General features: G+C 42.4%; 12 protein-coding genes and 1 pseudogene. 3 read left to right on the top strand and 10 right to left on the bottom strand.

Annotated features, from left to right (window positions below):
* Window positions 1-29 precede the first annotated feature (29 nt).
* The 3 genes from NIES592_RS13720 to NIES592_RS13710 form a co-directional block, all read right to left on the bottom strand.
* Window positions 30-464, bottom strand: coding sequence for a DUF4870 domain-containing protein (locus tag NIES592_RS13720; RefSeq protein ID WP_062247281.1), 435 nt, complete (start codon window positions 462-464; stop codon window positions 30-32).
* A gap of 222 nt (window positions 465-686) precedes the next feature.
* Window positions 687-1,073, bottom strand: coding sequence for a hypothetical protein (locus NIES592_RS13715; RefSeq protein ID WP_009454667.1), 387 nt, complete (start codon window positions 1,071-1,073; stop codon window positions 687-689).
* Between the two features lie 194 nt (window positions 1,074-1,267).
* Window positions 1,268-2,107: a fasciclin domain-containing protein gene (locus NIES592_RS13710; protein WP_073556026.1), complete on the bottom strand. Its 840-nt coding sequence runs from the start codon at window positions 2,105-2,107 to the stop codon at window positions 1,268-1,270.
* Between the two features lie 331 nt (window positions 2,108-2,438).
* Between NIES592_RS13710 and NIES592_RS13700 the strand changes: the two genes are divergently transcribed.
* A complete protein-coding gene (locus tag NIES592_RS13700; protein WP_073556025.1) occupies window positions 2,439-3,236 on the top strand; it encodes a glutathione S-transferase family protein in 798 nt (265 codons plus the stop codon).
* Window positions 3,237-3,368: 132 nt separating this feature from the next.
* A complete protein-coding gene (locus NIES592_RS13695; protein ID WP_073556024.1) occupies window positions 3,369-5,108 on the top strand; it encodes a helicase HerA domain-containing protein in 1,740 nt (579 codons plus the stop codon).
* 284 nt (window positions 5,109-5,392) lie between these two features.
* Here the strand turns inward: NIES592_RS13695 and NIES592_RS13690 are convergent.
* Both NIES592_RS13690 and NIES592_RS13685 read right to left on the bottom strand, forming a co-directional pair.
* Window positions 5,393-5,596: pseudogene (locus tag NIES592_RS13690) on the bottom strand (NUDIX hydrolase N-terminal domain-containing protein); the annotation flags it as partial.
* Window positions 5,597-5,758: 162 nt separating this feature from the next.
* On the bottom strand, window positions 5,759-6,961 hold the full coding sequence (locus NIES592_RS13685; protein ID WP_073556023.1) for a phosphoglycerate kinase: 1,203 nt from the start codon (window positions 6,959-6,961) through the stop codon (window positions 5,759-5,761).
* A gap of 218 nt (window positions 6,962-7,179) precedes the next feature.
* On the opposite strand from NIES592_RS13685, the gene NIES592_RS13680 reads away from it, so the two are divergent.
* Complete coding sequence (locus tag NIES592_RS13680) at window positions 7,180-7,590, top strand: universal stress protein (protein WP_016865731.1); 411 nt, start codon at window positions 7,180-7,182, stop codon at window positions 7,588-7,590.
* Between the two features lie 118 nt (window positions 7,591-7,708).
* Here NIES592_RS13680 and NIES592_RS13675 read toward each other — a convergent pair whose 3' ends face one another.
* The 5 genes from NIES592_RS13675 to NIES592_RS13655 form a co-directional block, all read right to left on the bottom strand.
* Window positions 7,709-9,637 carry an SdrD B-like domain-containing protein gene (locus NIES592_RS13675; RefSeq protein ID WP_073556022.1) on the bottom strand — a complete coding sequence of 643 codons (1,929 nt, stop codon included), beginning with the start codon at window positions 9,635-9,637 and terminating at the stop codon, window positions 7,709-7,711.
* A gap of 220 nt (window positions 9,638-9,857) precedes the next feature.
* Window positions 9,858-12,053, bottom strand: a complete 2,196-nt coding sequence (locus tag NIES592_RS13670) for an OmpA family protein (RefSeq protein WP_073556021.1) — start codon at window positions 12,051-12,053, stop codon at window positions 9,858-9,860.
* Between the two features lie 147 nt (window positions 12,054-12,200).
* Window positions 12,201-15,821, bottom strand: a complete 3,621-nt coding sequence (locus tag NIES592_RS13665; RefSeq protein ID WP_073556020.1) for a hypothetical protein — start codon at window positions 15,819-15,821, stop codon at window positions 12,201-12,203.
* Window positions 15,818-16,750 carry a DUF7507 domain-containing protein gene (locus tag NIES592_RS13660; RefSeq protein WP_073556019.1) on the bottom strand — a complete coding sequence of 311 codons (933 nt, stop codon included), beginning with the start codon at window positions 16,748-16,750 and terminating at the stop codon, window positions 15,818-15,820. The genes NIES592_RS13665 and NIES592_RS13660 overlap by 4 nt, the downstream gene beginning before the upstream one ends.
* Window positions 16,751-17,992: 1,242 nt before the next feature.
* Entirely contained in the window at window positions 17,993-18,631 is a 639-nt protein-coding gene (locus tag NIES592_RS13655) for a heterocyst differentiation related protein (protein WP_073556018.1), read from the bottom strand.
* Between the last annotated feature and the right edge of the window lie 346 nt (window positions 18,632-18,977).

Genomic DNA, 18,977 nt, shown 5'->3' with positions numbered 1-18,977 from the left:
AAAACAATTATATAATTATATTTAAGTTACTACTTCAAAAGTCGTAAATTAAAAGGATAGCGGTAAGATTGACCATTGTATGCTCTAACTCCTGCAATAATCGCCATGATTAACTGAAAAAGCATCACAGCCATAACAACAAATACTGGTAAGATTTGCAAAGGTATAAATAAATATAAAAAACTCAGTGAATAATCTTCTGATAAAAGACCTAATATGAAAGGTATTAGTACTATTAACAAAACTAAAATCAAGCAAAATGATAATAAATAAATTATCAGTGAAATCTGAAAATTAACAGATTCTTTTCCTTGTTCATCAATAAATGGGTGCTTCTCTTTTTGAGTCAGCCAAATAATTAGGGGAATTAAAACCGAGCCAAATGGGATAATAAACCCTCCTAGTGCAGAAAGATGACAAGCCATTCCCCAAGCACGAGTTGTTTCATCAAGTGGGTTATGCATCTTTAATAATTGCCTTTTGATGCTAAAGAGTTGATGCAAATAGAGTTAATCAATAAAGATCATCTACATATATTTTTCAGTTAGTGATTGCTAATAATTGTAATTTTTGTAATATATATTAATATTCATGGTGTTTATTTCTATTTTCACCTTTTAAACACCAAGACACAAAGACACGGAGATTTTTAGTTATCCGTGTCGCATTATTTACTTATCTATTTTTTACTCAGAAGGATTACCGTCTCGCCGTCCCAGTTCGTAGACACCACAACCAATACAGGCTAGTATCCCCATACTAATTGCCCAACTGCGACCTAAACTTAATTCCACACCCCAGTTACATAAAGCGCCAATAACAAGAAAAGGTATGATGCTAAATACTGAAGCGTAAAAGGCGTTCTGTGATTCTCTTGCCTGACGAGTTTTCTCAAATTCTGATTTACTAGTGTAGAGCGATCGCTCAGCAAAATTAAACCAGCGATTAAGTTGTTCAATAATCCATTCACTGACTGGTGAAAAACCTAAATATAGCGCCAAAGACCACAAACTTGCGCCAGCGATAGCTACTGTATCTAAGTCAAAACTAAAAGGCAATATGTCAGTCAGCATGGTGTGAGAGTCCAGCGAAGATCAAGTTTAGCTTCTATTTAACCTTATTTAATTTCTGAAGAAATTTTAATTTTAAACAAGGGATAAGGGATTGGGGAGAGGGAATATAAGGGAGATGGGGAGGTGGGGAGACAAGGGAGAAATATTACTTTTTTGTCCTCCTTATCCCCCGTGTCCCGATCCCCGACCACTAATTACAAATCAGGCGGTAAAATGACGTTATCAATGGCATGAATCACGCCATTGCTACCTTTGATATCCGGTTGGATTACTTTAGCATCGTTAACCATCACATCTTGAGGGCTATTAACCTTGACGCTAATAGGTCCACCTTCAACGCTTTTTACTTCGCCAGACTTCAAATCATTGGATAATACCTGACCAGGTACCACATGGTAGGTCAAAATCTTCACCAATACTTCTTTATTCTCTGGCTTCAACAAATCTTGTACAGCATCTTGTGGTAATTTGGCAAAAGCAGCATCAGTGGGCGCAAAAACTGTGAATGGTCCCTGACCTTGGAGAATATCTACTAATCCTGCTGCTTTTAAAGCTTTAGTTAAAACTGTAAATTGTCTATTTGATTCTGCCAATGCTATTAAAGTTTTGTCTCCGGTACCAGCTTCTGGTGGTGGAGGTGGAGTTGTTTGGGTTCCTGGTTGTGAAGGTGTTGTTTCAGGAGTGGTAGGTACAACTGGGGTCTCCGGACTAGGTACACTGCGGCGACGGTTATATGGAGGTTCGTTGAAAATACTCGGACTAGGATTGAGAACCCCGCTTCCACTATTTGTTTGTGCTATCGTTTTTTTTGAATTTAGGGCATTACCCTTTGTTTGTTGTACTGACTTATCAAGTGTGTAGTTAGGGTTTGCTAAAATACCCTGACTACGATTATAGGGCGCTTCTTGAAAAATACTCGGACTAGGATTTAATACCTCGTTTGCCCCTACAGGCAAACCTATCAGAAGACTGATGCCCATTACTCCCACCACACCAGACAATTTGGTCAGCAAATTGCTATAATTTACGTTCATAAATTTTGTTTGGCTTTAATTTCTACAGATTACATAAAGACTTATAACATTTCGCTATACAAAAAATCTAACCACAGAAATAGGATTTTTTATCATTAAGTAGATGTGTGATTAGAGATGAATATTTTTAATTTACTGTGACTCAATAATTATCAAACTTTTTCCAATAAAAATTAGGATTTATCATGGGTGATACAAAAATATCCAAGTGACTATTGACAATCAACCAATGACTAATGACACCAAAGTTTTGGGAGAGAATCAATAAAATTAATTTTTGTAAAGCTACAATTGTAAAATAAAACAATTCACCAATTGCAGGATTGGAAAAATGCTGGAATTGTACCAATTTGAACTATCTCAATACTCAGAAAAAGTTCGTCTGATTCTCGATTACAAGGGTCTACAATATCGTAAAATTCAAGTCACACCTGGAATTGGACAGGTAGAACTTTTTCGGTTAACTGGTCAAACAGAAGTACCAGTACTGAAGGATGGTTATAAGTATATTGTTGATTCTACGGAAATAGCTAAGTATTTAGACTTACATTATCCTGAGCGCCCACTTATACCGCAAGATGGCAAACAACGGGGTTTATGCTTAATGATGGAAGAATGGGCAGATGAATCCATTGGTATCAAAGGACGCAAAGCCCTATTTTCTGCCATCAGTCAAGATCAAAGTTTCCGAAAAGCTTTGTTACCAACTTCTGTTCCAGATGTTTTCAAAACTTTTGTTGGAGAAGTACCTAACGATTTGCTCAAAGTTTTAGGTTTTGGAGTAGGTTACACTCCAGAGGTAGTCAAAAAAGCCATTACCGACTTGCAGCAAGATTTAGAAGCTTTATGTCTGCTATTGGCAGATAGTCCCTATTTGTTGGGAGATCAACCTACTCTTGCTGACTTAGCAGTTGCAGGTTTATCGATTTTATTAAAGTTTCCCGATGGTCCTTATTTGGATTTACCAGTATCTTTACGAGGCAAAGGAGTACATGGTTTGGCAGATAATCCTGCCTATGAACCATTTTTTGCCTGGCGCGATCGCCTTTACGCCGAATTTCGTAAACCACTAGTAGATTTTACAGCAACTACAGGCGCAACTGCACCAACTTCGATTGAAATTGAATAGTTAGTCAATCGTCAATGGTCAATTTTTATTGGTCATTGGTTTTTAACCACTAACAACCAACAAACAACAAATAACTACCAACCATCAATAATTTCAACATAAAATAAAGCACGTAAGTATGTAATTAATGCGATGACTTTAGGACAGCCATTAGGTTCAGTTACTCAAGGTTCTCTAACAGGCGGATTAGAAGTACGATTGCACCCCGATATTCTGGTAGAAGATATGCGAGTTGGTAAATTTTTAGTGGTGCAAGGGGTGCGATCGCGTTTTTTTTGTATGCTTACAGATGTGGCATTGGGAACTGCGAACCAAAGAATTATTGCCAATCCTCCCAGTTGGGAGGATACTTTTTTACGGGAAATTCTCGCTGGCAGTGGTACTTACGGTACTATTACTCTTGCACCAATGTTGATGTTTACTCCACCTCTGGAAGGTGGGGAGATGGGGGAATTGGGAGATGGGGAGAATGGCAGAGATTCAAAATCTCAAAATTTAAGTTCATTGGCATCATTTCAACCCCAAACAAGCACAACAATGGAGTTGATGCCAGTCAAAACTATTCCTAGCCATTTTAGTCAGGTTTATGATGCTTCGGTAGAAGATTTTCGCCGTGTATTTGGTTGGGAAGATGATCCCCAAAGAAAAAATTTCTCTATCGGTAAACCACTGGATATGGATGTACCGGTTTGCTTAGATTTAAACCGTTTTGTGGAACGTAGCAATGGTGTTTTTGGCAAATCGGGAACTGGTAAATCCTTTTTAACACGCCTACTTTTGGCTGGGACAATTCGCAAAAATGCCGCAGTAAATTTAATATTTGATATGCATTCTGAGTATGGCTGGGAAGCTGTTTCAGAAGGAAAACAATTTAGTACTGTTAAAGGTTTAAAGCAATTATTTCCTAACAAAGTAGAGGTATATACTCTCGATCCTGAATCCACAAAGCGGCGTGGTGTTCCTCACGCCCAAGAACTTTACCTTAGTTATGATCAAATTGAAGTAGAAGATATTAAATTATGCTCTCGTGATTTAGGACTTTCAGACGCCAGTATAGATAATGCTAATATTCTGTTTGCAGAGTTTGGTAAGTCTTGGATTCTACGATTATTGAATATGACCAATGAAGAAATCAAGCTGCTGTGCGAAGAGAAGCGGGGACACCAAGGTTCAATTACCGCATTACAGCGTAAACTGTTTCGCTTAGAAAATTTAAAATATATGCGCGCAGCTTGTCCCCATAACTATGTTAATCAAGTTTTGCGATCGCTTGAAGCAGGTAAGAACGTTGTTATTGAGTTTGGTTCACAATCGGATATGCTTTCGTACATGTTGGTGACAAACATGATTACTCGCCGCATTCACCAACATTATGTCAGCAAAGCCGAAAAGTTTTTACAAACCAAAAATCCCAATGATAAACCAACGCAGTTAATGATTACTATCGAAGAAGCGCATCGCTTCTTAGATCCTGCGATCGTCCAAAGTACTATTTTTGGGACAATCGCTCGGGAAATGCGGAAATATTTTGTCACGCTGCTGGTAGTAGATCAACGCCCATCTGGAATTGATAATGAAGTCATGTCTCAAATTGGGACTCGCGTCACTGCTTTGCTGAATGATGAAAAAGACATCGACGCGATTTTTACAGGGGTAGCTGGTGCTGGTGCTTTGAAATCGGTATTGGCAAAGTTAGATTCTAAGCAGCAAGCTTTGATTTTAGGTCATGCTGTACCTATGCCTGTTGTGGTGCGTACTCGTCCTTACGATTCTGTTTTCTATCAGGAAATTGGCGATGTTGCTTGGGAAGAGAAATCAGATGAGGAGGTTTTTGCGGCTGCAGAATTGGCGAAGGCGGATTTGGGGTTTTGAGACAAATATGATGTTTAATAAATCGAACACCGATGCACACGGATGAACACGGATGGTTGTAGATGGTTTTTTCGTTGGTGGATGATGTTTTGTTTTGGAAATCGAACACCGATGCACACGGATGAACACGGATGGTTGTAGATGGTTTTTTCGTTGGTGGATGATGTTTTGTTTTGGAAATCGAACACCGATGCACACGGATGAACACGGATGGTTGTAGATGGTTTTTTCGTTGGTGGAGGATATGTGATTGCTATTTTTCTACTCTTTACCATTAACTACTATTTGGGAGTAGCATATCCAACATCTCGGTCAAATAGATCCAAGATATAACTAAGTTCAGCGTTGGTGTGAGTTGCTAAAATTTCGGCTGCGATCGCTTGTATTGATTGAAAGCGTTCTATATCATACGGATTTTCGGAAAAAGTCAGCCCAGTTTGAGCGATCGCTTGTAATTTCTGCGCCCATTCTAACCATTTGGGTTGCATATTTTTTTGAGGATAGGGGGTTGGGGAATGAGAGATAGGGAGTGTGGGAAGTGGGGAGAGATGGAGAGAAAGATTTCTTCGTTGTCCTGTTTGTCTCCCGTTTCCTCCTTGTCTCCTATGTCCTCTTTGTCTTCCTTGTCTTCCCTGTCCCCTACTCACTAATTACGCTTCATCCAAAGCAGCAATTCCAGGTAATACCTTACCTTCTAGCAACTCCAAGCTAGCGCCGCCACCGGTGGAAATGTGGCTCATTTGGTCAGCTAAACCGACTTTTTCGACGGCTGCTACAGAATCACCACCACCGATGATAGTGGTAGCACCATTTTTGCTGAGGTCAGCCAAAGTCCGAGCGATCGCTTCTGTACCAACGGCGAATTTATTAAACTCAAACACACCCATTGGTCCATTCCAAACGACTGTCTTACAGTCAGCTAAAGCCTCTTGGAACAATTTTACAGAATCGGGGCCAATATCCAAACCCATCCAACCATCGGGGATGTTCTCAATACTAACGGTTTGAGAATTGGCATCAGCAGCAAAGTTATCAGCTACTACTACATCTGTAGGTAACAAAAAGGTGACGCCTTTTTCTTTGGCTTTAGCTTCCAAAGACTTAGCTAACTCTAGCTTGTCTTCTTCTACCAAAGACTTACCTACACTCAAGCCACGGGCTTTGTAAAAAGTGAAAATCATCCCACCACCGATGATCAGCTTGTCGCATTTTTCCAGCAGTGTTTCAATGACACCAATTTTACTGGAAACTTTGGAACCACCGATAATTGCAGCTAAAGGACGCTGGGGACTTTCAATCGCGCTTTGGAGGTACTGTAATTCTTTTTCCACCAAATATCCAGCCACACAAGGACTCAAGAATTGAGTTACGCCTTCAGTGGAAGCATGGGCGCGGTGGGCTGTACCAAAAGCGTCATTAACATATAAATCAGCGTTAGCTGCTAATTTCTTGGCAAATTCGGGATCATTTTTTTCTTCTTCTTTATAAAAACGAACGTTTTCTAGTAACAGTACTTGCCCGTTTTGTAAAGCCTCGACTTTGGCAGCAACTTCATCACCGATACAGTCATCAGTTTTAACAACTTCTTGCCCCAATAACTCAGAAAGACGTTTAGCAACCGGAGTCAGACGCAATTTTTCATCTACACCCTTGGGACGCCCGAAATGGCTTGCTAGAATCACCTTAGCTCCCTTCTGCACCAAATCCTGGATAGTTGGTAGGGCAGCGCGGATGCGAGTATCGTCTGTGATGTTACCAGCATCATCCACAGGTACGTTAAAATCAACCCGTACAAACGCACGTTTTCCAGACAAGTCAGTTGCAGATAAATTTGCTAAAGTTTTCTTTGACACGTCACAAACCTCCTGATTGCCTTTTTGTTATGTTTTACATTTAGTAGACCCTTTCTGTGATTGTACAGGAGTACGTGGTGCAAAGAATTGTTAAGCGATTAGTTTCTTATCAATTATCTGCGGTGACAATACCAAAACGTATGGAGAAATAGTCATTTCCATGCTCTACCAAAAGCAGGAAGCAGAAAATAAACTCTATCAAGCAACTGGTGAATGCAATGTTTAAAAAAGTTCTGTTTCCAATTGATCAAAGTCGGGAAACTCAGGAAGCATTTGATGTAGTGATTGATGTTGTCCAAAAGTATGGCAGCCGCTTGGTGCTTTTGAGTGTGGTGGAAGAACCAAACACAGATGCGCCAAAGGAGGATGTTGTCATGTCCTCACCTGAGACTGTTGCCAAACTGCTAGAAACTGCTAAAACGGCGTTTTCCCAGCAAGGAATTCAAACTGAAACCATTGAAAGGCAGGGCAAACCCGCGTTTGTAATTTGTGATGTGGCTGATGAAATAGAAGCAGATTTAATCGTCATGGGATGTCGGGGACTCGGATTAACTGACGAAGGCGCTCATGATAGCGTTACCAATCGTGTGATTAATCTGTCTCCTTGCCCAGTGTTGATTGTTCCGTAATTGGGTGTAGGGGAGAAGGGAAGAAGGAGACGGGAGACGAGGAGGACACGGGAGACAAGGAGGACAAGGAAGAAATTTTTCTCCCTATCACCCCACCACCCCACCACCCCATCTCCCCTTAATCAACCGTAACCCGGAAGCGAATCAAACCAGTCTGTCCACCTGGAATGTTAGCTGGCCCAACAACCACTGCACCTTGATTGTTGCTACCACCACAAATATCAGCAAAGTCCTGTAATGGTGCTAAAGGTGATAGAAATTGTCCTTGGTTGTTAATTCCATCCACAGAAAGGCTATTAGAGACATAGCTGGTACCTGTTGGAATCAGATCACACAAGCGAGTATTTTGCAGTTGCTGAGTGCCATCAGCCAGAAAATAAACTGTGTACTCGACTTGATCACCACTGTTCAAAGGTGGTTGGAGATTAATTTGACCAACAGGCGATCGCCCAGCTTGCTGTAATCTGTCATCGTCATTACTATTGGGGTCATTGATAAAAGTGTTGAAGCTGATACCATTGATGGGCTGACCGTTTCTCAAAGCATTGGTGATGCGCTTGACTATCCGCAGATTGGTTTCTCCAGATGCTCCCGCCTGATCAGGACGGAAACCAAAATCAATATTGAGATTTTCTGAGTTGGGTTCGGTAAGGTTAACCGTTAAAGTCGTGTTTGTTGTAGCTGTGAAGTCACTTGGTTGTGTCACCTCTACAGTATAGTTACCTGGTTGTAAACCAGTAAACAAATAATTACCGTTGTTATCGGTACGAGTTGTAGCAACTACCTGTCCAATATTATTGCGTAGAGTCAATGTCACATTAGCAATTCCCGTTTCACCAGTATCAGGACTGCCATTGCTATTTCTATCTATGAAAACAAGATCACCAATTGCACCACCAGGCGGTCGGCGTAAGCCAAAATCGACGTTATCCAAGGATTGACCGGGGTTCAATGTCACATCAGTTTGTCTACCACCACCAGTTGTGACATCTGGCAAATTAAAAGGAGGAGTGACAGTTACTCTGTAAGGGCCTGCGGGCAAATTGCTAAAAGAATAATTACCGTTGGCATTAGTATTTGTTGTCTGGGTAGTGTCGTCAGGAGTACCTAGCTGTCCGTCAGGACCTGACAGAGTTAGGGTGAGAAGAACATTCCCAACTCCTGGTTCGCCTGGGTCTTGTAGACCATTACTGTTTGTATCATTAAAGACAGTGTCACCAATAGAACCTGTTGCCGAAGGCGCACAGATAGTTATATCTGCAAGACCAATAGTTTCATCTTGTTGAGGTGCTGTGAATGTTGGTTGACCCTCGGTATACAAAGGCCCACTTTGGTAGATAATCTGGATTTGGGTTACTGGTTGAGCAAATGTCGCAAAAACATTACCGACATTGCTATTGTTAGTTGCATTACCTGGCAATACACGCGGATCAGCTCCCCGCGCAATGTTACCGTTAACTATTTGGTTAACAGCACCAGATCCGATATTGGTAAGGGTAACGGGTACATTTTGACCTTGATTGAATGCAGTGACAGTGATTTGATCCTGAAATGGAGGCTCATCTGGTCGATCGCGGTCTACATCCAAGAAGGTAAGAGGAACAGGCAAAGTCACTGGTCGGGCAAAAGTGATGGTCAGTGTGGCACTACCTTGTGGACTTTGTGTAGCATCTATTCCCCAGCGCAAATAGGGACTATTAATACCACCGTAAGGTCCAGGAGCAACTCCATAGGGAACCGCGCCCAGGTTTCCCGGAGAGTTCTCCGGTGATTGATCTCGGATAAATCCTGCTGGGTTCTCCGTCATCTGAAAACTAGTGCTGACGCCCCCAATGTCGAAAGTTTGATTAAAATTTGCCGTTTGGAAATTAGTCGTTCCCCAGTTGAGAGTTGCTTGTGTTGTCCCAGCTGGACAACTTGTTTGTTGTGCTAGAACTTTTTGACTGGAAATACTCTCTTGCAGGGGAATTTGGGGAATAGCCAATAGCACTGCTAACAGCGTACTCCCACAAGGATGAAAATTTAAATGTTTAAATAGAGCTTTCATTTTTTAGTTCAGTTCCTAAATATTTCATTTGAAAATAGGGGTTAGTTAGTGTTTAGTGGTTAGTGGTTATTGGTTAGGAATCAGTGAACAGTACCAGCAGCAGTTAACAGTGAGTAATAGAATTTGATTACTGATAACTGATAACTGAACTACACTCCTCATACTCCTCATACTCCTCATACTCCCCATCTCCCCATACTCCCCCTACTTCCCACAGTCCTCACCTGGGAGACTCTATTTGCAGGTCTTGTTCTTGTGGTTCCACGATGAGTTCGATACCTCGCACGTCTTTGTAGATGATTTCTGTACGGCGATCGCGTGCATAGTCTACGCGGGTGTTACCTTCTGTTTTCCGTTGGGTTTCACCAAAAGAACGAATGGTCATCCGTTCTGGACTAATACCTTTACGCAGTAGGTAATTTCTCACAGCTAAAGCCCGACGTCTACCTAGTGCCAAGTTATATTCATTGCTGGCGCGGGGGTCGGTGTGACCTTGTAATTCCACCACGATGAAAGGATACTTTTGCAATACTGCTGCTACCCGATCCAAAACAGCAGCACTTTCTGAACTAATAAAGGACTTATCTAGGGCAAAGTGGACATTATTTGGTGCGAGTATGCGGATGGGTTCTGGTGGTTCTGGTGGTGGCGGTGGTGCTGGTGGTTCTGGTGGTGGTGGCGGTACTGGTCGAGAAGTACACTGTGGAGGCTGGTTTGGTGGAGAAGTTGGCTTCAGATTCGGTTTTGTGCCAGCAGTACCAATAATTGCCGCCAGTGCTGGTTCCGATGTCCCATATTGCGGATCGGTAGCGATCGCACTCACCACATCTCCGGTTTGCAAGTTCTCGACTGTGGTGCTAAATTTACCGTCTTCATCTACAGATACGGTTGCCAATGGTTCACTTAATGCCCCGTAACCCCTTTGATAATCGCCTAAACGGTAAATTGTCACTTGTGAACCGCGATCGGCTTTTCCCTGCAAAGTGACGCTGTTTCCTGTAGGCGGAAACGCCCTTTGTTTAAATTCCGGCGCATTAATCGCCCCGTTCCCAGTTTCCAGGCGACGGTTAGGAGAATCCCGGCGTGGATTGGGGCCATCTCCCACCTGAAAGTCACTCACATCCAGATTTTGCTGGGTATTCAGGTCAATACTCAAACCTTCTAACGCCGCAAATTTATTGTTTTGGATGATATTTTTGACCCCTGGTTTTCTTTGCCCAACATCATTCTTGGGAAAAGCTGACACTACTACCCCCGGCCCAGTTTGATAGTCAATTTCATTACCAACTACCTGGTGATTACTACCCATCAAGTAAACTGCTGCCCGGCGTAATCTTCTACCGTTATAGGTGATTTTGTTATTCTGAATTGCTACGTTACCTTGGGGTTTAAATAAATACACTCCCGCTCCGTCATTCCCACAAATCAAGTTACCTATAATTTGAGACTGGTTGACCAAACCTTCAAATCTTAGGGCATCAGGTATTCCAGCAATACCGTTAGCAACGAGGATATTTTCTTGTACTACCGTATTTTCACCACGTACAGATGTAATAATTGCACTACCATCATGGTAATAAATCCGGTTTCGCCGGATTGTTGCTCCTTGGGAGTTAAACACGTAAACCCCGAACGCCGAAGTTTGTTCTGGCATTTGTTCACTAGCTGTTAATCCCAGCCAGTTGTTCTCAATCACAACATTCTTGGGTGGCACGTCAGAGACGCGGAAGGGAAAATCATCGTTGGGCGGTTGCTGACGGCTGGTATCGGGAGGTGGGAAACGGTGAGCAATGACAATATCCCCCGGTGGTGTAGTCAGAGTTACTGGCTTGGGATCAGTGTCAAAAGCCAAATTTCCTAAAATCTGTTTGATAGGTTTGCTCGTAAAACCATAAATATTCAAGCCGCGAATTGTCACGCCATCAGCAACTACAGTCAAACCGCGCAAAATCTCTTGATTTGGTGCGGGAGTGATTGTCACTACTGGTATCGGAATGGCAATTTCTGCTGTTGCTGAACCTTGTGGATCGTATCCCGGTTGAGTTGAACCATCGATAACTAATCCGGGGGTGGCTAAATCTGGTAATTGTGTTTGTAACTGGATCGTAGTTGCATCAGCAGGTAAATTAAACTCAATCCGAGAAGCACCTGTGGTTGGTGTAACCTGGGCTTTTTCGGCATTACTAAGTTTTGCTGTGGGTAAAGTACCATTGACGATCGCGATCGCTTCGCGCAGAGTCACAGCATTGTCAGGGGTAGGGTTCCCATCTTGATTACTATTTACCACCACCCGCAATGTAGGAGAGGGAGTGGGAGTTTGAGCAAAGGCAATTTCTGGAGGTAAAAGGTAAAGGGTAAAAGGTAAAAGATAAATTATTCGTTTTGCCTTCTTTGTTTTAAATTTCAATTTGGACATTACTCACTCCTATGACACCACGTTTGAAAACAATGAAGTATTAAAACTTACGCAAAATCATGGAGAAACGAACCGCGAAGACGCAAAGGACACGAAGAAATAAGAGTTTGGGAGAGTTCTTGCGTAAGTCCTAAAAATGACAAAATTTCATCCTTCTGCCTTGTGCCTTTGTTTCAAACGCTGAATCAATTTAGTCTGGGATGTCTGTTTAGCAGGTTCTGTTTGCGCTGTTGAGATTTCCGACTCTTGTTGTTGCTTGGGTACTGGTTCTTGTAAACCAAAGCCACCCAAAAGTTCGTTCAACTTCAAGCTGATATTGATATAGAAACCACCTTCGGAACGATAACCGGTAAAGTCGCGGTCATCCACGCTGCCAAAGCTGTAACCTAGACCCAAACGTAAATCAGGAGTGACGTAATATCCGGTTTCGACAGCAACACCGAATTCATCATAGTCAGTGCCGCTATTGGAGTTTTGTCCAATCCATCGTCCCTCAACGGCTAAATCACTGCGATAACCAAGTCGGTAAGCTGCCCGCAACTGTGCCAGGTTGACACTGCCGTCATATCTGTCATTGTCGTAGTAGGTGACCCCATTGCGAAAAGCGTATTTACCGTAGAACTCCCAGCGCCAATTGGGGGCGTAGATACCCTCTGCGGAAAAGACATGACCTGTAGCTGTACTACCTGTAAGTTGGGTTTCGGGAATCGAAGCAAAGTTTTGCCGCCACTCGTATTTCAGCAACCCGTTGAATTTATCGTTGGTGGGATCGCGGTATGCTAAACCGATTTTAAGATTGGCTGTATCTCCCAGTTCTTGGAATCTGATGCCGCCGGTGTCGATGCTGTTGACGAGGGTGGGAAGGTAGACGTTAGCTTCGCCTGCTTGCTGGAAGCGGACTAAGGCTGTTAAAGCTGGAGAGATTTTTCCGGCGGCGGCGGCGGAAATGACTAGGTTATTGCTTTGATCTCCATCACGATATTCAAATTGGGCGCGGGCTTTGAAATCAGGATTATCAGTGTATTCAAACCCCAGGCTGTAAACGGAACCAGAAAACAGTCCCAAACTCGCAGCTGTTTGCCCGACTGCGTAATATTGCGGGTATCTATCTCCTGCTGCCGTAGCATTGAATATGTTCTTGAATACGTATTGATAACCCAGATTGACTTTGAATCCTGGTGCTACTTTCCAACCGTGATTTACACCCAGAGCGCCTTGTCCCTGCAAGCCACCAAAGCCAGAAAGTACGGAATAGCGACCGAGCAGAGAAGTATCATCTGATAATTTTTGATCGACAATCGTGTCTAAGGTGGTGAGGGAGTTCCCTGGCAGTAATTCACTGTCATCATAAAATTGGTGTGCCAGTCGGAATGTCACTCCTTCAGCTGCTTTCCAGTCCAAACCTAAAGTAGTCCGGTTGGGATACAAGGGATCAGAGTCACCCAAGTTCAGTTCATTTTGAGCTTGGAAGGTCAAGGTATCTGTTAATGGAAACTTCAAACGAGATACAATCTGACTCGCATCACCATCTAAGTCATCACCAATACGGTCATTGCGAGAACGATTGACGTATTCCAGGCTGAGATCACTATTACCCAGCTTTTGCAGGATTCCCGCCCGGAAGGTTCGCAGTTCGTTACTGACTCGTTCCCCAGGACGGTTTTGTGGTTGTGGGTCGAATAGGTCGAAGAAGCTGGTAATGGAAGTTGGTGCAGTGCCATAGTTCTCTTCCACGTCGTAAGCGACTCTCAAGCTAGTCAGGTCACTCAATCTGGTTAATAAAGACGCTCCGTAGCGGGTTTGTCCGGGTGTAAAGCTGAAGGTGGCGTTGTTGGAGAAATTTGGCTCGACGGCGCGATAGTAAGCTTGAGCGAAAAGATTTTCTGTGATGTTTCCAAAAGCTTCCAAGCGGTAAGCATTACCACTTGCTTGTTCACCGGTGATCAGGTTGTTGTTGGAGTGGGCAAATTCCCCGACTATCTTCCCTGTATTTCCTAAAGAAATTAAGAAGTCTCCACCGAACAGTTCAAAATCTTGGTCGCCTTGGTCTTCCCGGAGGTAACTAATAGCACCGAAAGTTTTGTTTGTGAAATCGTTGGAGAAGTTATATTGCAGTCTTCCACCCACAAGGCTGGAGTCTTCGCCGCCTTCATTTTGGTAAGTAACTACTATGCGCCTAACTAAAGTTGAACCAAAGGGGTTGAGTTCTGTGGCAAAGACCGGACGATTAAACCGCAGTGTACCACGGTCATAGTCAATTTCGTAGTCTGCACCACGCAGCATTTGTTTGCGTTCTACTACTGTGCCAGGACGGTTAATTTCTTCGGCTTCGACATAAACGATTTCACTGCCAGGAACTAACAGGCGTTTGGAAAGGAAGTAGTAGCCACTCGTGCCGTCAGGAACGATGGTATCCCGTTGGAAGCCTTGAATATTGTTGGCATACAAGCCTGTGATTTGCAGGTTGCCCAGGTTGTAGTTGGCTTTGAAACCGTGGAGTTGGCGGGAGGTAGCTGTATACAGTTGGGAGGCGCGAGCAAATTCGTTGGTAGTGTAGTCGCCCCACATGAAGTAATCTGGTTCTGCTCCCACAATCGAGGGAGTACGTTCTAAACGAGCATAGAAACTGTCAATGGAAGGGGTGGTGGGGGTAGCGGTGGAACTATCACCATAAACGGGATAGGGTTGTTCACAGAACTGCATACCACCAAATAGGCGATTGTTGCCTTCACAGTCTTGATTGATGGCGCGATCGCTATTGAATGCTCCTGTAAATAACCAATCTCCGATTTTTCCTGTGGCAAAGGCTGCACCATAAAAATCTACCGTCGTGCCTTTGTCTATCTCGTCAGGATCAAGAAACTCTTGTAGATTTCCCCAGTAATTCGTCCCTCCTGGGCCAATCCGCAAGTTCAGTACCCCTGTCACCAAGGAAGGGCGCAGATGGGTGGAGAATTCAACTTGAGTGTAGGCTTCTAGTGGTGCTGTTGTGATTTTGTCTATCCAGGAATTATCTGTTTGTTGGGGGAAGGTGGGATTTTTGATGTCATCCAGTTCTGTTGGAACATTGAGTGATTGTTTTTGAATCTTGTCGATCGCAGCCCGGATGCGGACTTGTTGGGGTTTGATGTCTGATTGTAAGGTGGCGGTGAATTCCCCATCAATGACACGCACCTGAAAGCCGCCTTGGTCTTTGTCTTGGTCTGCGCCAATGAATTTCCCGGCGCTGGTGGTTAAGGTCGCGATCGCATCTTTACGAATGACTTCACCTTTTTCATCAATAATTCTTCCTTGTAGTTTTATTGTGGAACGTCCATCCGCTTGTACACGTGGATCGCCTACAGGTGTAATTTCCAGGGTGACTTTTGATTGTCCTGGAGTTGCTGGAGTGGGAGTATTGATTGATGAATTATCCGTAGAAGTGGGTTGTTGTTGGAGTGGCGAGTTGGGATTCTGTTGAAATTCAGTTGTCGGATCTTGTTGAAATACCCAGTTAGGATCACCAGAAGATGGGGAATTCTGGGAGATCAACAAAGGGGAAAACGTGGTGACGCGGTCAATAAAAGACACTTCTAATAAAGGTGCGGAGATTTCTTTCCCCGCCTCAGAGGCTCCTCCTGTCTCCCTTGTCTGGTTTGTCTGTTTGTCTCCCTGTCTTCCATCTAACAGACTGGCAAAAACTGCGTTGGGAGAAACAAATATTAAGGAAAGACCAAAAAGGTAAAAGAAAAAATTTTGATTTTGGTAAAGCTTTTTTATTTTTTTCATCGTTTCCCCCCTGAGAACGCAGGCGTAACCCCAAAATTGACTCGTGCTGAGCCACTGGGTGCTAATTTGACCAAGCGAGACTGGCTGTTACTTTCGATAAAGTATTTATTGGGTGCCAGCGCATAACCTGGTAGGCTGGTCAAGTCTAGGGTTGCTGTCCGATAACCAGCAACGACATTGGCTAAGGAGAATAAACCATTGGCGTCGGTAACGATGCGGTTACCATCATCCATGTAAATCACCGCATTCGGTACACCTGGTTCGTTCGGCTGTTGTTCACCATCAAAATTTTTATCGACAAATACACGTCCAATTAAAGTGCCACAGTCAGACAGAATACCTGGTCGAATTCGTAAGACATAGCTGGCTTGATTACTGGTAAGATTACCTGCTCTGGCTTGGGCTGTGTTTCTGCCATCACCACGAATTGCATCTGGCGTCACCTCAACAGCATAGTTAACTATCAAACTTTGATTGGGTTGCAGTCCTTCATTGGAGGAGATGGTTACTGTGCGACTAGAACCAGTGGTTGCACTCAAAGATACAGATCTATCTCCTATGGAACCTTTGAGTGACTTGGAAATAAAGCGCACTCCCAAGGGTAGCCTGTCTGTAATTGCTATCTGGTTAGTTGGGGAGTTACCAGTATTACGAATAGTGACAGTGTATATTACTGTGTCACCTGGTTCTGCGGCTGCTCTATCTGCTGTTTTGATGATTTCCAATGCTGCTTGACTAGCACTGAAAGTCACTTCATTGGAGTTCACAACTCTGCCGCTATTAGGAAGATTATCCGCACTCCCACGGGCAGTATTTGTGATCACGCTTGTTTGAGAAATAGCTGGTAAGATACCGTAAGTAAAAATGCTGAAAATGTAAAATGGACAAAGGAGGCTCCAATGCCTCAACCATGAAATTTTAGAAGTCATTGGAAGGCATTAATTAATAACAGCAGTTTTTCCAAGATTTAAGGTTTTTGATAAAAAAGATGTTTTCATGACATGACAGACACTGCCTGCAAACTTGTATTGTCATGAGACAGCACCACTGATAACCTTACTCTGCTTAAAGAACACAGAAAATCACCACCATCGTTGCGGCAAATATATTTCAACAACGAAGGGAAGACAACCGTTAGCTCTATGCAATGAAGCACAGAGCTATTTCATATTCGTCTTTACAGCACTGAACTCTTGCAAAGTCACAACTAGGGAAAACATTGCTTTGAATAATTTGTAAGTAGGGAGAACATGAATTAGATGATTGAGGAATTCCGCTATCAACCTAATTGATGTTCACGCAAAATAATAAATCACTAACTCGGTTCTGAAGTTAATACGTTTCTGATGCAGAATCTAAGAAACCACAGCCCCATGTACCAAGTCGAATCTCGTTTTTGAGATAACGCTTCAGTAATATTACCCATAAATTAACTATAAGCAATCAGGATTATAAAAATTTATTCAGTATTTTTTCTTATCTTTACAAAAGGAGTCTTATACGTATCCGAATATTCCCTGAATAAATATAATAACAGTCAAATAAAATACTGATGTTTTCTATGAGCTTGGTATGAAATACAGACTATAAATATCTGCTAAAAACTTGATATATGTTCATTTATGCAAAAATACAAAATTGGTACTATAGCTTTTTAAATATAAAAGTAATCAAATTAGTAGTGTATTAGTTTACAATTATTATATTGAGGAAGAAAATATATATTACCTGCTTTTTATTTTAAGTAAAGTAAAAAAAATATAATAATAAAGTATTAAGGTACTGAATTAGCCCTAATTGATTAGGGCAGACAATTACAAAACTGTCCACTCATATATACAAACGCTTTTGTGTATTTCTCTAATCAGAGAAATACTTTTTGCGAAAAATCATGCTTCTTGACGAGCAAAAATAATTAATAATCGGTTAAATATTCTTGCTAAATACTTGCAATAAAAAATATCTATAGCAGTTATTTTATGATGAAGCATAATTCATGTTCACAGGCTTGCCCTATAGATTTCAAAGCCTATCTATCATGAACTTAACTAAGAGTTATGATTATGCCATCAAAGATACTATTAGCACAACAAGAACACCTGTGCCTAATCAAGTGTCTTGTAGGAAGCTTTTTTGCAAGCGGATATTTTTTGTCCTTCTAGACAATTCATTTAATAGGTATCGTCGTATTCCGGCATATCAACTCGTCTTGCTTCGGTACGGGGCGGTAGGAACTCAGCCCGGCGTACAGGAGCTAGGGGCGGTGTGGGCCCGTTGTAGGGATGAATCACCTGAACGGTACGAGGACGTTGTTTCGGAGAGAATAAAGACAATACTCCAGCTACGACAATACCACCACCAATAGTCAGAGACATACCTCCCACAGCCCAAACTATGGGTGAAGACCACCAGCGATTTTGAGATTGTTGCTGCTGCAACTGTGCTGCATTTTGGCTTTGTAATTGCTGTTGGAAAGAAAAAGCAGCTTGTTGAGCTTGTTGAGCTTGAGCCTGAATTTGCTGAATTTGGATTTTAAGTTGTTCGTTTTCCCGCTTGAGTATGTCATTTTCCATCTTTGCTCGTTCGATGGCAACACGCTCATCAGTATTAGGGCTTACGGGTGGGTTTTGGGGGAGTGGTGCATAATTAGGAGAGGAATAGTATGTTGTTTGTGGTTGCGGCACTAAATTTGGGATTTGAGGAATAGCAATATTTGGCTGCTGCAGAGATGTTCCTGTACCTTTAAGTAAAAGGATCGCTGCTAGCCCAGCAACAGCAACTCCGCCAATAAACGCCATACTTTCACTCATCGCTTTTACCCCTACACAGCAAGTTAACAGCAGTTTTTTGTAATTTAGACACTCTCACACTCATAAACTTACATCAATGAACTTGATTTTACACCCGATACTAATTTTTCATGCTGCATATCTGCTTTATATATTCAAAACTATATTTGTTAAATTGTCTACCAAGCTTAGGTGAAAAACTTGGTAAGTAGAGGACAGGAGAAAAAGCAGAATTAAGAAGAAAGAAAGGAAAATTTGCTCTCAGACAGAGTTTTCATGGTTTATGCTCAAGGTTTAAGTATGCCCATATACTTATTACATTTTTTTAACTCACTTCTCAGTAATAATTCTATTTTGTCTTGGGGTT

Source organism: Fischerella major NIES-592 (assembly GCF_001904645.1).
In the GTDB taxonomy this organism is placed as follows: Bacteria; Cyanobacteriota; Cyanobacteriia; order Cyanobacteriales; family Nostocaceae; genus Fischerella; species Fischerella thermalis.
The sequence above is the reverse complement of the archived record's forward strand: the minus strand, read 5'-3'. Positions and strand labels throughout refer to the sequence as shown.